Below are 15,550 nucleotides of genomic sequence, written 5' to 3' on the forward strand. Positions count from 1 at the left end.
TATCCGACACTTACAAAACATCAAATAATAGGAGGAACTAAAACAATGAGTATTCAACCACATGGAGGCAAACTAGTTTATTCATACAATCCAAATGAACCTGTTCAAAACATTGAAAAGGAAATTCAACTTGATGCGATTGCACTTAGTGATCTTGAATTAATTGGCATTGGTGCATATAGCCCACTAGAAGGTTTTTTAACAAAATCGGACTATGAAAACGTTGTTGAAAAAATGCGTCTTTCATCAGGGATTGTTTGGAGTATTCCTATTACTCTACCAGTAGCTGACGACATAGCTTCAAATTTAAAAGTTGGAGAAAAGGCAAAATTAACATTTGATGGTGAAATTTATGGCCTAATCGAAATTAATGATATTTATACACCAGATAAAAATGTTGAAGCTTTATTAGTTTATGGAACAAATGATCTAAACCACCCTGGAGTAAAAAAACTTTTTGAACGACCAAAAACTTATGTAGGTGGAAAAACAACTTTATTGAAAAAGGCGAAAAAGGAATTCCCTTCTTACAGCTTTGAACCAAAAGAAACGAGAGCATTATTTGAAGAAAAAGGCTGGCGTACTGTTGTTGGGTTCCAAACTAGAAACCCTGTACATCGTGCCCATGAATATATTCAAAAGATCGCTTTAGAAATTGTCGATGGACTTTTCTTAAATCCATTAGTCGGCGAAACGAAGTCCGATGATATCCCTGCGAATATTCGTATGGAGAGCTATGAAGTTTTACTTAATAAATATTATCCAAAAGAACGTGTTCAATTAGGTGTTTTCCTTGCTGCAATGCGTTATGCAGGACCAAGAGAAGCCATCTTCCATGCACTGGTACGAAAAAATTATGGCTGTACACATTTTATTGTCGGCCGTGATCATGCTGGTGTAGGTGATTATTATGGGACATATGATGCACAAAAGATATTTGAGCAATTTGCTCCTGAAGAAATCGGTATTACACCGCTAAAATTTGAGCATAGCTTCTATTGCAATGATTGCGAAGGAATGGCAACAACTAAAACATGCCCGCATGATGCATCGTCTCGAGTTATTCTTTCAGGTACAAAGGTTCGTGAATTGCTGCGAAACGGAGAAATCCCTCCTAGCACATTTAGCCGTAAAGAAGTAGTCGAAGTTTTAATTCGTGGATTACGACAAACAGTTCATTAATAAAAGAGGTGTCCGTATTGAGTACAAATATCGTTTGGCATGAAGCATCTATTAACAAATCTGAAAGAAGAGAAAAAAATAAACATCATAGCTTTATACTATGGTTCACTGGATTATCGGCTTCAGGAAAATCTTCAATTGCCAATGCAGTTGCTAGAGCATTATTTGAGCGCGGCAATCAAACTTTTGTCTTAGACGGTGATAATATCCGTCATGGTTTAAATAAAAACTTAGGGTTCGATGAAGAGTCACGTAAAGAAAATATACGAAGAATTGGTGAAGTTTCAAAGCTTTTCATTGAGGGCGGCCAAATCGTCTTAACTGCTTTCATCTCACCTTACAAAGATGACCGTCATGTAGTAAGAGCACTCGTAGCAGATGATGAGTTTGTTGAAGTATATGTAAAATGCTCGATTGAAGAATGTGAGCGAAGAGATCCAAAAGGGCTTTATAAAAAAGCACGCAATGAAGAAATTAAAAACTTTACAGGCATTAGTGCACCTTATGAGGCCCCAGACAACCCTGAAATTGTTGTGGATAGCGAGAAATTTTCTATTGAAGAGTGTACGGAGCAAATTATTAAGTTTTTAATTGAAAAGGAATATATTAAATAAAAAAATCGAGTGCGTAATTGCACTCGATTTTTTTCTATTACCCGATAGAACCTTCCATTTCAAACTTGATAAGGCGGTTCATTTCTACTGCATATTCCATTGGCAATTCTTTTGTGAATGGTTCGATGAAGCCCATTACGATCATTTCAGTTGCTTCTGCTTCTGAAATACCACGAGACATTAAGTAGAATAATTGTTCTTCAGATACTTTTGAAACTTTCGCTTCGTGTTCTAAAGATACGTTATCGTTTAAAATTTCGTTGTATGGAATTGTATCTGATGTTGATTCGTTGTCTAAAATTAAAGTATCACATTCGATGTTTGAACGTGCTCCAGTAGCTTTTTTACCGAAGCGAACAATACCACGATATGTTACTTTACCACCTTGTTTAGAGATGGATTTTGATACGATTGTTGAAGATGTATTTGGTGCTAAGTGAATCATTTTTGCACCAGCATCTTGGTGTTGACCTTTACCTGCAATTGCAATTGAAAGCGTCATACCACGTGCACCTTCACCTTTAAGGATACATGCTGGGTATTTCATTGTTAATTTAGAACCAATGTTACCATCGATCCATTCCATTGTTCCGTTTTCTTCAACAACAGTACGTTTTGTAACTAGGTTATATACGTTGTTTGCCCAGTTTTGAATTGTTGTATAACGGCAATAAGCATCTTTCTTAACAATAATCTCAACTACTGCAGAGTGAAGAGAATTTGTTGTATAAACAGGAGCTGTACATCCTTCTACATAGTGTACACTTGAACCTTCATCTACAATGATTAAAGTACGTTCGAATTGACCCATATTTTCTGAGTTAATACGGAAGTATGCTTGTAACGGTGTATCAAGTTTAACACCAGGTGGCACGTAGATGAATGATCCACCAGACCAAACTGCTGAGTTAAGTGCAGCAAATTTGTTGTCTGATGCAGGGATTACTGTACCCCAATATTGTTTAAAAATATCTTCATTTTCACGTAAAGCTGAATCTGTATCTTTGAAGACAATACCTAAATCTTCAAGGTCTTTTTTCATGTTGTGATAAACTACTTCAGATTCGTACTGAGCAGATACACCTGCTAAATACTTTTGTTCAGCTTCAGGAATACCTAATTTATCAAATGTTGCTTTGATTTCCTCAGGTACTTCATCCCAAGATCTTTGAGTAGCTTCAGATGGTTTTACATAGTAAGTAATTTCATCGAAGTTTAATGCAGAAAGGTCGCCACCCCATTGTGGCATTGGTTTTGAGTAGAAGATTTCCAACGCTTTTAAGCGATAGTCTAGCATCCACTCAGGTTCATTTTTCATATTTGAAATTTCACGAACGATTTCTTCGGTTAATCCACGTTTTGAACGGAAAATTGATACGTCCTTATCATGGAAGCCGTATTTGTAATCGCCGATATCAGGCATTTGTTTCGCCATTTTATTCTCCTCCGTTCAAATTAATTAATTTGATCCATTAACGCCCTTTTCCATCGCTTTCCATGCGAGTGTCGCACATTTAATTCGGGCTGGAAATTTTGAAACACCTTGCAATGCTTCAACGTCACCTAAATCATATTTATCGCTATAGTCTTCACCTAACATCATTTTAGAAAAAATATTTGCTAGTTCAAGAGCTTCTTCAATTTTTTTCCCTTTAATGACCTCTGTCATCATTGATGCAGAAGACATCGAAATTGAACATCCTTCTCCATCAAATTTAGCATCTTCAACTATACCGTCGTTAATTTTTAATGTTAAATGGATACGGTCACCACAAGTAGGGTTGTTCATATCAATTGTAACACTATTTTCTTCTAGGGATCCTTTATTTCGTGGTTTTTTATAGTGATCCATAATAACAGAGCGATATAGTTGATCTAGATTATTAATAGACATCGTTAAAATACTCCTTCGCTTGGCGTAATCCTTTAACAAGAGCGTCTATGTCTTCTTTTGAATTATACATATAGAAACTTGCTCGTGCTGTTGCAGAAACTTGGAGCCATTTCATTAAAGGCTGTGCACAATGATGACCTGCACGGATTGCAATACCGTTCATATCTAATACAGTTGCTAAATCATGTGGATGTACACCGTCTAAATTGAAAGTAATAAGACCGCAGCGTTTTTTTGGATCACGAGGTCCATAAATTGTTAAACCATCGATTTTATCCATTTCACTAATCGCATATTCTACTAGAGCATGCTCATGTTCTTCGATTTTATCTAATCCAATTTCAGTTAGGAAATCAATTGCAGCTCCTAATCCAATCGCACCTGCAATGTTTGGTGTTCCACCTTCAAACTTCCAAGGCAATTCTTTCCATGTAGAATCATACAATTCTACAAAATCAATCATTTCTCCACCAAATTCAATTGGTTCCATGTTTTCTAAATGTGCTTCTTTACCATAAAGTACACCGATACCTGTTGGACCACACATTTTATGACCAGAGAAACCTAAAAAATCACAATCAAGATCTTGCACATCTATTTTCATATGTGGTGCAGCTTGTGCAGCATCTACCACGATAATTGCACCAGCTTGATGAGCAATCTCTGCAATTTCTTTTATTGGATTGATTGTACCAAGTACGTTTGAAGCCATTGTAATGGCAACGATTTTTGTTTTATCTGTAATAGTTTTACGTACAGTGTCAATCGTAATTGTGCCGTCTTGTTCTAAATCAAGATACTTTAGCACAGCACCTTTTTCTTTTGCAAGTTGTTGCCAAGGAATTAAATTAGAATGATGCTCCATGTAAGAGATGACAATTTCATCCCCCTCACTTACATTCATTCTGCCATATGCCGCTGCAACAGTGTTTAAAGAAGTTGTCGTACCACGAGTATAGATAATTTCTTTAGTCGATTTAGCATTAATGAATTTGCGGATTTTTTCTCGCGCACCTTCATATGAATCGGTTGCTCGATTTCCTAATGTATGTACACCACGATGTACGTTTGAATTATCCAACTCATAATAGTTTTTTACAGCTTCTAATACTTGAACTGGCTTTTGAGATGTTGCTGCACTATCAAGGTAAACGAGTGGATGCCCGTTTACTTCTTGATTAAGTACAGGAAAATATTTTCGGATTTCATTCATTAGCGAACTTTCCCTTCAATGACTTTCGTCAATTGCTTCTTAACACTTTCTATAGGAATGTTAGTAACAACAGGAGCTAAGAATCCGTGAATAACTAGACGTTCCGCCTCTTGTTTTGAGATACCACGGCTCATTAAGTAGTAAAGCTGAATAGGATCAACACGCCCAACAGATGCCGCGTGTCCAGCCATTACATCATCTTCATCAATTAAAAGAATTGGGTTTGCATCTCCACGTGCATTTTCAGATAGCATCAATACACGAGACTCTTGCTCTGCGTTTGACTTTGTTGCACCGTGTTCAATTTTACCAATACCATTAAAAATTGTTTGAGCTGCATCTTTCATAACACCATGTTTTAAGATGAAGCCTTCTGAGTTTTTACCCCAATGGCGGATTTCAGTAGTAAAGTTTTGCTTTTGCTCTCCTCTTCCTACTACAACAGTTCTAGTATTAGCTGTTGAACCGTCTCCCACTAAATGAGTAATACTTTCAGAAATTGTATCAGAATCGTTCATTAAACCTAATGCCCAATCAATTTTCGCATCACGTTTTATATGCCCGCGACGGTTTACATAAGTTGTAAATCCTTTTGCAAGTACGTCTACTGCTCCAAATGTAACTTGTGCATTATCTAAAGCGATAACTTCTTCAATTAAGTTTGCTTGTCCCTTAGCTTGTTCAACAGTTGATACATAAGTTTCAACGTAAGTAACAGCCGAGTTGTTATCTGCAACGACAAGAACATGATTAAATAATGAAGCATCAGCGTTATCGTTTAAAAATACTACTTGTAAAGGTTGTTCAACTACAACATTTTTCGGTACATAAACGAATACGCCACCGTTTACTAATGCTGTATGGTAAGCAGTTAATTTATGCTCATCAACTTTTACAGCTTCAGTCATAAAATACTTTTGAACTAAATCGCCATGTTCACGAACTGCTGTTAAAATATCTGTAAAAATTACACCTTGTGCTTTTAATTCATCAGAAACTTTAATGAAAGCCGGTGTATTATTGCGTTGAATATAAAGGTTTTCTTGTCCTTCAATGTCAATAATATCTTTTACTTCGTCAGAAAGTTCATCTAATGAATTAAATGGTTTGCTTTCTACTGTATGTTGAAGGAACTCTGTAAAGTTCCATTTTGTAATATTTGTTTTATCTGGCTTTGGCATTGGTAGTTCAGCAGCTTTTTCAATTGCAGCCGCACGCAAATCTGCAAACCATGATGGTTCATTATTGCTTTGCGAGAACGAGCGTACTTCACTTGCTGATAAGGCCAATTTTGTTTCAACCGTCATCTCATTCGTCCTCCTAAATTATGCTTCTTGTTCAACTGTTTCGTCTTCAATACCTAGTTCTTTTTTAATCCAATCATAACCTTCAGCTTCAAGACGTTGAGCTAATTCTGGTCCACCAGATTTTACAACACGGCCTTGCATCATAACGTGTACTTGGTCTGGTGTGATGTAGTTAAGTAAGCGTTGGTAGTGAGTGATTGCAAGACAGCCAAATCCTTCACCGCGCATTTCGTTAATTCCTTTTGCAACGACTTTTAATGCGTCGATATCAAGACCTGAGTCAATTTCATCTAAGATTGCGAATGTTGGTTTGATCATCATTAATTGAAGAATTTCGTTGCGTTTCTTTTCCCCACCAGAGAAGCCTTCGTTTAGGTAACGTTGAGCCATATCTTGGTCCATTTCAAGGAAGTCCATTGTTTTATCTAGTTCACGGATAAATTTCATTAATGAAATTTCATCGCCTTCTTCGCGGCGTGCGTTAATTGCTGAACGGATGAAATCAGCGTTTGTAACCCCTGAAATTTCTGATGGATATTGCATTGCTAGGAATAAACCAGCTTTTGCACGCTCATCAACTTCCATTTCAAGCACGTTTTCGCCATCTATTTCAATAGTACCTTGAGTAACTTCATATTTAGGATGACCCATGATAGCAGAAGCTAATGTTGATTTACCAGTACCATTAGGACCCATAATTGCATGGATTTCATTAGTATTAATTGTTAGGTTTACACCTTTTAAAATCTCCTTATCTTCAATTGAAACATGAAGATCTTTAATAACTAAAGTTGACATTAATAATTACCTCCGTAAGTTGTGCATTGAATGGTAGAACCATTTTTAATTTATTATCATTCTAATCTTAACCGAAAACAGCGAACCATGCAAAAGATTTATTCCACAAACATTACATTTCAGCTAAAACCATTAAAATATAGGCGTGTTATACATTTTTAATGTTTATAAGGAAAACAATGTTGATTAAAAGGGTGATCAATCATTTTCAATAATACATTTCTAATTGAGAATTCATTTCACCAATCACTTTTCATGAACGTTTAAACTACAGACTTGTTTAGTTTTCCGCTAACCAATATCATCCTATACATTTTAACTTTAAAATTATAGCAGTAAAATTGTGTTTTTAATATGTAGATTCCCGTTAAAAATTTAAATTCATAAGCTAAGAGTCAGAAGAACTCTCCTCCATCTGAGTACAATCAAAAAATTATAAAAAAAAACCTGCTCATTTCTACAATTAAAATGAGCAGATTCTTAAAACTATTTTAAAAACTATTTCGAAATAGAACTTTTTAATCAGCGCTATACTTCTCTTGTTATGCATTTACAGTAGTTGTTAAGTATTCGTGAACACTTGCAGCTACTGCGCGGCCTTCTTTTATAGCCCAAACGACTAAACTTTGACCGCGTCTTGCATCACCAGCAGCAAATACGCCTGGAACATTTGTTTCATAATCTTTTATAGAAGCTTGAATTCTGTTACTAACTAAATTAACACCAAATTGCTCTGGTAGTGGTTTTTCAACACCTTCAAATCCAATTGCAACAAATACATATTGTGCAGGCCAAACTTTTTCAGTACCCGGAAGCTCTTTAAAGTAATGGAATCCATCATCGCCTAATATTTTCTCCATTTGAATTGTATGGAGTTCTTTTACATTACCATTTTCATCCGATACAATTTTTTTCGTTTGGATGCAATATTCACGTGGATCGCGTCCTTTTACTGCTGCCACTTCTTCATATGCATAATCTAATTTATAAAGATTAGGCTCTTGAGGCCACGGAGTATCTTCAGTTCTAGTTTTTTCAGCTTGAGGATGCTTCCCAAATTGGTATACAGAGCGACAATTTTGGCGAATTGCTGTTGCGACACAGTCCGCACCAGTATCTCCACCACCAATTACAATAACATCTTTGCCTTTTACATCGATCGCTTTACCATCTTTAAAATTAGAATCAAGCAAACTTTGTGTAACACCAGTTAGGTAATCCATTGCTAAATGAACACCTTTTGATTCACTGCCCTCTAAGTGAAGAACACGCTGCTTTTGAGCACCAATACATAAAATAACTGCATCAAATTGTGCTTTTAGATCATCTGCTGTTATATCTTTGCCGATTTCAGTATTCAATACAAAATCGACTCCCTCTTGGCGAAGCAAATTCACTCGGCGCTCAATTACATCCTTTTCAAGCTTCATATTTGGGATACCATACATTAATAAACCGCCTGGACGATCTGCTCTTTCATAAACTGTTACGCTATGACCGAGCTGGTTTAATTGGTCTGCTGCAGCCAATCCTGCAGGCCCAGAGCCAACAACTGCAATTTTTTTGCCTGTACGATTTTGTGGAATACGTGGAACAATCCAATTATTTTCAAAACCTTTATCAATAATGGAACGTTCAATCGACTTAATCGCAACAGCTGGATCTGTTATCGCTAGTGTACAAGAGCTTTCACAAGGCGCTGGACAAACGCGCCCTGTAAACTCTGGAAAGTTATTCGTCATGTGAAGACGGTCTAACGCTTCCTTCCATTGCCCTTTATAAACTAAATCATTCCATTCAGGAATTACGTTTTGGATTGGACAGCCCGCAGCTGCACCACGTATTTCAATACCCATATGACAGAAAGGTGTGCCGCAATCCATGCAACGAGCACCTTGCGTTTGCAATGATTCATCTGACAGCCTTGCAGCATATTCATTCCAATTCGAAATACGCTCTAGTGGAGGCTGTTCTTTCGTCTTTTCCCTTTTAAATTCCATAAATCCTGTTGGTTTCCCCATGCCTAGAACCTCCTCTTATTTGGAAATGGCTAATTCTTTAGCGCCAGTTGTTTCAACAAATGCTTGCATTGCTGATTGCGACTCTGTTAATCCTTGGAACTTATGATAATTAATCTTTTCAAGCATCGCTTTATAATCAGTTGGTACAACTTTCACAAACTTCGGTACAAATTGCTCCCATTTTGCAAGGATGTCTAACGCAATTGTACTTTCCGTATGTTCTAAATGCTTAATGATCATAGAGCGTACAGCTTCAATTTCTGTTTTATCTTCTAAACGTTCGAACTGAATCATTTCCATATTGCATTTTTCTTTGAAGTCAGCTTCATTTGATGGTAATACATATGCAACACCACCAGACATACCTGCTGCAAAGTTTTTCCCTACATCCCCTAAAATAACGACACGTCCGCCAGTCATATATTCACAGCCATGGTCTCCAATCCCTTCGACAACAACGTTTGCACCACTGTTGCGAACTGCAAAACGTTCTCCTGCTCGACCGTTAATATAAGCTGTACCGCTAGTTGCACCGTATAAACATACGTTACCAGCAATAACGTTTCTCTCTTGTTCACCTTTAATTGGAGCAATCGCCACTAATTTACCACCTGATAATCCTTTACCAAAGTAGTCATTGACGTCTCCTACACAAGATAACGTCATACCACGTGGAACAAATGCACCGAAACTTTGACCAGCATGACCAGTAAATTTCAACTTAATTGTTTCGTCATTTAGACCTTTTTCTCCGTACTTTTTCGAAATTTCACTTCCGATAATTGTACCTACAACGCGGTCAGTATTTTTAATTTCGTATTGTAATTCAATTGGTTCTTTCTCTTTAATACTGTTTTCTACTTTTGGCAGAAGCTCACGAATATCGAATGTTTCATCAATACGAAGATCTTGATTTGTTTGTTTTGTACGAGTTCCTTGTACTTGGTATAGCAATGCAGATAAATCTAATTGGCTCGCCTTCCAATGTGATTTAGCACGGTCACTTACTTGTAATACATCTGTGCGGCCAACCATCTCTTCAATAGTACGGAAGCCTAAAGCTGCCATATATTCACGCATTTCTTCAGCAACAAAGCGCATGTAATTGACAACATGGTCAGCTGTCCCCATGAATTTCGCACGCAACTCCGGATTTTGTGTTGCAACACCAACCGGACATGTATCTAGGTGACAAGCACGCATCATAATACATCCAAGAACGATTAGCGGCGCTGTTGCAAAACCGAATTCCTCTGCTCCAAGTAATGCTGCCATTACAACATCTTTACCAGTCATTAACTTACCGTCAGTTTCTAATGTTACGCGTTCACGAAGGCCATTTAACATTAATGTTTGATGAGCCTCAGCTAAACCAAGTTCCCAAGGCAACCCTGTATGTTTAATTGAAGTTTTTGGTGATGCACCTGTCCCTCCGTCGTAACCAGAAATAACGATAACATCTGCTCCACCTTTTGCTACACCTGCTGCTATCGTACCAACACCAGCTTTTGCAACAAGTTTTACTGAAATTCGTGCATCACGGTTTGCATTTTTCAAATCGTAAATTAGTTCTGCCAAATCTTCAATTGAATAAATATCATGGTGTGGAGGAGGTGAGATTAAACCTACACCTGGAGTTGAACCACGAACTTCTGCAACCCATGGATATACTTTATTACCAGGTAATTGTCCACCTTCACCAGGCTTTGCTCCTTGCGCCATTTTGATTTGCAATTCTTTTGCATTTACTAAATAATGCGATTTCACACCGAAGCGTCCTGATGCAATTTGTTTAATAGCACTATTGCGATTATCGCCATTTTCATCAACCGTGAAACGACCAGCATCTTCTCCACCTTCACCAGAGTTAGAACGGCCACCTAAACGGTTCATTGCAATTGCTAATGTTTCATGCGCTTCTTTTGAAATTGAACCAAAAGACATAGCACCTGTTTTAAAACGTTTTACAATTGAATCGACTGATTCTACTTCATCCAAAGGAATTGATTTATTCGACTTTTTAAATTCAAATAAATTACGTAAAAATCCGATACGCTCTTCATTTGCCATTTCTGCATACATTCTATATAAACCAAAATCATTTCTTCTTGTAGCAGTTTGTAATGTATGGATTGTTTTTGGATTAAAGGCATGGTGTTCACCACTTGCACGCCATTGGAAATCACTTCCAGAATCAAGTAAATCACTTTTCGATTCAAGTGCTAACTTATGACGGCGCTTTGCTTCTTCGCCAATTGTTTCAAGACCAATCCCATCAATTTGCGATGCAGTACCTGTGAAATATTTATCAATTACTTCCTTGCTGATACCAACAGCCTCAAATATTTGAGCACCACGATAAGATTGAACTGTTGAAATACCCATCTTTGACATTACTTTTACTACACCATCTGCTATACCTTTGCGATATTTCTTAACCGCATCATCATAGCTAATTGTTAAATGCTCTGATTCGATAGATTGTTTAATTGAGGCATATGCTAAATACGGATTAATTGCATCTGCACCAAAACCAATCAATGCAGCAAAGTGATGAACCTCTCTTGCTTCACCGCTATTTGCCAAAATACTTACTTGTGTACGTTTACCTGTACGAACTAAGTACTGATGCAGGGCACTTACAGCAAGTAAAACTGGAACTGTTGGCGTGTTTACATCATCCAGTTCATCAGATAATACTAATAAGGAAATTCCTTCTTCAATCGCTGAATCAGCCTCTTTAAAAATTCGTTCTAATTCGTTTTCTAATGAATTTTCAAACTGTAATGTAATGATTGAATTTTGGAAATATTTATTATCTAAACCTACTAATTCTTCTAATTCGCCATTTGTTAGAATAGGAGTCTCTAAGAAGATGCGTCTAGCATTGTCCGCATTTGGATGCAATAAGTTCCCTTCAGCTCCTAAAAGTGTCATTGTTGAAGTAACAATATGTTCACGAATCGAATCGATTGGTGGATTTGTTACTTGTGCAAACAATTGTTTAAAGTAGTTAAACAAAGACTGTGGTCGATCAGATAATACAGCTAATGGTGAATCATTCCCCATCGAACCAATTGGATCTTTTCCACTGCTCGCTATTGGAACAATATATTTATGAATATCTTCAAATGTATAGCCAAATGACTTTTGGCGTAATGTTAATTGATCCACTTCTTTTGGCAATTCTTCCTTTGAATCAACTGTAACTAAATTATCTTCAAGCCATCCTTTGTAGTCTTGTGCATTTGCCATTTCACTTTTTAGCTCTTCATCAGAAATAATCTTTCCTTGTTCTAAATCGATTAACAGCATGCGGCCTGGACTTAAACGTTCTTTATATAATACGTACTTTTCATCAATATCAACTACACCTACCTCTGATGAAAAGACAATCATATCATCCTTCGTTACATAGTAGCGAGCTGGTCGTAAACCGTTGCGATCTAAAATCGAACCGATTTGCTTGCCGTCTGTAAAACAGATTGCTGTTGGACCATCCCATGGTTCCATTAATGTAGAATGATATGCATAAAATGCTTTTTTCTCTTCAGAAATATGTGGGTTTTCAGTCCATGGCTCAGGGATTAACATCATTGCAGTATGTGCTGGAGTACGGCCTGCTAATACGAAAAATTCAAATGCATTATCTAACATTGAGGAGTCAGAGCCTGTATTATCAATAATTGGCAATAGCTTTTGTAAATCGTCTCCAAAGCTTTCTGAAATAAATTGTTGCTCTCGAGCAGTCATCCAGTTAATATTTCCACGCAATGTATTGATTTCTCCATTGTGTACAATATAGCGGTTTGGATGTGCACGTTCCCAGCTTGGGAATGTATTTGTAGAGTAGCGTGAGTGAACGATTGAAAATGCAGAAATAAAGCTTTCGTCTTGTAAATCCATATAAAACTCACTTACTTCTTCTGGAGTTAACAATCCTTTAAATACCATTGTTTGACTTGACATGCTTGGGCAATAAAATTTCTTGCCGTTTTCTTTCGCCCAAAATTCTGCTTGCTTGCGGATTAAATACAATTTTCGTTCAAAGGCCAAAGTATCTTTTACATTTTTGGCTTTTATAAAAACTTGACGAACAACCGGGGCAGTTGATTTAGCAATATCACTTAAATTCCCCTTATTTGTAGGAGCTGTTCTCCAACCGATTAACGTTTGCCCTTCTTGTTCAATCAATTCGTTGATTTTTTGTTCAATGGATTCTCTCTCTCTAATATCCTCTGTAAAAAACAATTGACCAACACCATACTCACCCTTAGCCGGCAAGTTCAGTTCTGGACAATTCATTTTAAAAAATGCATCAGGAATTTGTACCATTAATCCGGCACCATCACCTGTTTTGCCATCACCGCCGCGCCCTGCACGGTGGTCTAAACGACATAACATTTCTAATCCACTTTTTACGATTTCATGTGATGCGCGTCCCTTAATATTTGCATAAAAACCTATCCCACAAGCATCATGCTCAAAACTTGGAGAATAAAGGCCTTGTGCGTTCGGTAGTTGATGAAAAGTCATGTAATTCCCCCCAAATCTTCGTAAATACCTTATTTACATTGTAAAGTTTTTAGAATAATATAAACAATATATAGTTTGGATTGAATTAATCTACTTTTTAGATAAATGAGGTGAAAACGTTGGAATTACGCCAATTGCGGTACTTTGTTGAGGTTGCGGAGCGTGAACATATTTCTGAAGCTGCCGAACATTTACATGTCGCCCAATCAGCCATCAGCCGACAAATTGCGAACTTAGAGGATGAGCTTGGTACAGTGCTTTTTGAACGAGTAGGCAGAAATGTAAAACTTACACCAATAGGTAAAATCTTTTTGGAACATAGTGTTACTGCCTTGAAGGCAATTGATTTTGCGGTTAAACAGGTAGAAGAATATTTAGATCCAGCAAAAGGTACCATTAAAATCGGATTTCCAACAAGTTTAGCCAGTTATGTATTGCCAACTGTAATTTCTGCCTTTAAAAAAGAATATCCTGATGTTTTATTCCATTTGCGTCAAGGATCATATCGTTATTTGATTGATGCTGTAAAAAACCGTGAATTAAACTTAGCTTTTTTAGGACCTGTTCCTGCCAAAGACGAAAGCATTAATACAATGATTCTTTTTAGCGAGAACATTCACGCCCTCCTTCCCGCTAATCATTCTTTGGTAAAGAAGGAAAAATTAAATTTAATTGATTTACGCAAAGAAAATTTCGTTTTATTTCCTGAAGGCTATATTTTAAATGAAGTCGTTGTTGATGCATGTAAATCTGCTGGATTTGTTCCAACTGTAACATCTGAAGGTGAGGATATGGATGCCTTAAAAGGATTGGTTGCAGCAGGTATAGGAATTACACTACTTCCTGAAAGCTCACTATATGATTCAACACCACGATTTACTGTCAAAATGCCTATTGAAAGCCCAAATATTATGCGAACTGTCGGAATAATTTACCCGACAAATCGTGAGCTTGCACCGTCAGAACAAGTATTTTTGAAATTTGTAAATACTTTCTTCTCACGACTTAATCGATTTTTATAAATAAAAGAAAAGCCCATTTGCTTCGAGAGCGAATGAGCTTTTCTTTTATTTTATTCACTTACAGGTACTACTGCGCCGCCCCATTCTTCAAGAATGAAGTTTTGAATTTCTTCAGAGCGTAATACTTCAACTAATTTTTTAATTGCATCATTATCTTTATCTTCAGAACGAACTGCGATTACGTTTACATATGGAGACTCTGAATCTTCAATCGCAATTGAATCTTCAATTGGGTTGATGCCAGCGTCGATAGCGAAGTTTGAGTTAATAACTACCGCATCGCCTTCTTCATTTTCATAGTAAGTAACCATCATTTCAGGTGCATCAGTTGCCTCAATTTTTAAGTTTTTAGGGTTCTCAACAATATCATCAAGAGTTGCTGCAGTTTTATCAATACCTTCTTTTAATTTAATTAAACCATTTGCTTCTAGTAAAGATAAAATACGCCCATGGTCAGGGACTGAGCTAGAAATAAGAATTGTTGCCCCTTCTGGAAGTTCATCTAAAGATGCATACTTTTTAGAATAAATTCCCATTGGTTCAATATGAATTCCGCCAGCATTTACTAAATCATAGCCTTCTTCAGCATTTTTTTGCTCTAAAAACGGAATATGTTGGAAATAGTTTGCGTCAATATCTCCATTTGCTAAATCTTGGTTCGGCAAAATATAATCTTGGTATTCTTCAATTTCTAATTCAATACCTTGTTCAGCTAAAAGTGGTTTTGCTTGTTCCAAAATTATAGCATGAGGTGTATGAGAAGCACCTACAGTTAAAGTAACAGTTTCTGATTCTTTTGCAGCATCATCTTCAGCAGCTCCATCTGTAGAAGAAGTATCTTCTTTAGTACCACATGCAGCTAAAGCTAAAACAATTACTGATAAAACTAGAAATGATAAAAATTTCTTCATCTTTTGTTTCCCTTCTCTCTTTTAATGTTCTATGTGAACGGATCTATACCGT

General features: G+C 36.8%; 11 protein-coding genes. 3 read left to right on the forward strand and 8 right to left on the reverse strand.

Going from position 1 to position 15,550, the window contains the following annotated elements; translation table 11 throughout:
- The first annotated feature begins 45 nt into the window (after positions 1-45).
- The gene (gene sat, locus EKG35_RS09825; RefSeq protein WP_126294276.1) at positions 46-1,182 is read left to right on the forward strand and encodes a sulfate adenylyltransferase; all 1,137 of its coding nucleotides are present in this window, start codon (positions 46-48) and stop codon (positions 1,180-1,182) included.
- Between the two features lie 17 nt (positions 1,183-1,199).
- Positions 1,200-1,796, forward strand: coding sequence for an adenylyl-sulfate kinase (cysC, locus tag EKG35_RS09830; RefSeq protein ID WP_126294277.1), 597 nt, complete (start codon positions 1,200-1,202; stop codon positions 1,794-1,796).
- A gap of 37 nt (positions 1,797-1,833) precedes the next feature.
- Here cysC and sufB read toward each other — a convergent pair whose 3' ends face one another.
- From sufB to gltB, 7 genes are all read right to left on the reverse strand, one after another.
- On the reverse strand, positions 1,834-3,231 hold the full coding sequence (sufB, locus tag EKG35_RS09835) for a Fe-S cluster assembly protein SufB (protein WP_126294278.1): 1,398 nt from the start codon (positions 3,229-3,231) through the stop codon (positions 1,834-1,836).
- Between the two features lie 24 nt (positions 3,232-3,255).
- Positions 3,256-3,690 carry a Fe-S cluster assembly sulfur transfer protein SufU gene (gene sufU, locus EKG35_RS09840; protein ID WP_126294279.1) on the reverse strand — a complete coding sequence of 145 codons (435 nt, stop codon included), beginning with the start codon at positions 3,688-3,690 and terminating at the stop codon, positions 3,256-3,258.
- Entirely contained in the window at positions 3,680-4,903 is a 1,224-nt protein-coding gene (locus EKG35_RS09845; protein ID WP_126294280.1) for a cysteine desulfurase, read from the reverse strand. The genes sufU and EKG35_RS09845 overlap by 11 nt, the downstream gene beginning before the upstream one ends.
- Positions 4,903-6,210 carry a Fe-S cluster assembly protein SufD gene (gene sufD, locus EKG35_RS09850; protein WP_126294281.1) on the reverse strand — a complete coding sequence of 436 codons (1,308 nt, stop codon included), beginning with the start codon at positions 6,208-6,210 and terminating at the stop codon, positions 4,903-4,905. Before sufD ends, EKG35_RS09845 begins: the two co-directional genes overlap by 1 nt.
- A gap of 18 nt (positions 6,211-6,228) precedes the next feature.
- Complete coding sequence (gene sufC, locus EKG35_RS09855; RefSeq protein ID WP_126294282.1) at positions 6,229-7,008, reverse strand: Fe-S cluster assembly ATPase SufC; 780 nt, start codon at positions 7,006-7,008, stop codon at positions 6,229-6,231.
- Positions 7,009-7,550: 542 nt separating this feature from the next.
- Positions 7,551-9,029 (reverse strand): glutamate synthase subunit beta, encoded by a 1,479-nt coding sequence (locus EKG35_RS09860; RefSeq protein WP_126294283.1) that lies wholly within the window; start codon positions 9,027-9,029, stop codon positions 7,551-7,553.
- Positions 9,030-9,044: 15 nt separating this feature from the next.
- Positions 9,045-13,565, reverse strand: coding sequence for a glutamate synthase large subunit (gene gltB / locus EKG35_RS09865; protein WP_126294284.1), 4,521 nt, complete (start codon positions 13,563-13,565; stop codon positions 9,045-9,047).
- 119 nt (positions 13,566-13,684) lie between these two features.
- Here gltB and gltC point away from each other — a divergent pair, with 119 nt between their 5' ends.
- Positions 13,685-14,587, forward strand: a complete 903-nt coding sequence (gene gltC / locus EKG35_RS09870) for a glutamate biosynthesis transcriptional regulator GltC (RefSeq protein WP_126294285.1) — start codon at positions 13,685-13,687, stop codon at positions 14,585-14,587.
- 50 nt (positions 14,588-14,637) lie between these two features.
- Here the strand turns inward: gltC and EKG35_RS09875 are convergent, their stop codons facing one another.
- Positions 14,638-15,498, reverse strand: coding sequence for a MetQ/NlpA family ABC transporter substrate-binding protein (locus EKG35_RS09875; RefSeq protein WP_126294286.1), 861 nt, complete (start codon positions 15,496-15,498; stop codon positions 14,638-14,640).
- Positions 15,499-15,550: the final 52 nt, after the last annotated feature.

The sequence above is a fragment of the Lysinibacillus telephonicus genome (assembly GCF_003966145.1).
In the GTDB taxonomy this organism is placed as follows: Bacteria; Bacillota; Bacilli; order Bacillales_A; family Planococcaceae; genus Ureibacillus; species Ureibacillus telephonicus.

Bases quoted from the DNA above. Each gene is read 5' to 3' on its own strand.
- sat (WP_126294276.1), top strand. From the start codon at position 46: ATGAGTATTCAACCACATGGAGGCAAACTAGTTTATTCATACAATCCA.
- sufB (WP_126294278.1), bottom strand. From the start codon at position 3,231: ATGGCGAAACAAATGCCTGATATCGGCGATTACAAATACGGCTTCCAT.
- sufU (WP_126294279.1), bottom strand. From the start codon at position 3,690: ATGTCTATTAATAATCTAGATCAACTATATCGCTCTGTTATTATGGAT.
- EKG35_RS09845 (WP_126294280.1), bottom strand. From the start codon at position 4,903: ATGAATGAAATCCGAAAATATTTTCCTGTACTTAATCAAGAAGTAAAC.
- sufD (WP_126294281.1), bottom strand. From the start codon at position 6,210: ATGACGGTTGAAACAAAATTGGCCTTATCAGCAAGTGAAGTACGCTCG.
- sufC (WP_126294282.1), bottom strand. From the start codon at position 7,008: ATGTCAACTTTAGTTATTAAAGATCTTCATGTTTCAATTGAAGATAAG.
- EKG35_RS09860 (WP_126294283.1), bottom strand. From the start codon at position 9,029: ATGGGGAAACCAACAGGATTTATGGAATTTAAAAGGGAAAAGACGAAA.
- gltB (WP_126294284.1), bottom strand. From the start codon at position 13,565: ATGACTTTTCATCAACTACCGAACGCACAAGGCCTTTATTCTCCAAGT.
- EKG35_RS09875 (WP_126294286.1), bottom strand. From the start codon at position 15,498: ATGAAGAAATTTTTATCATTTCTAGTTTTATCAGTAATTGTTTTAGCT.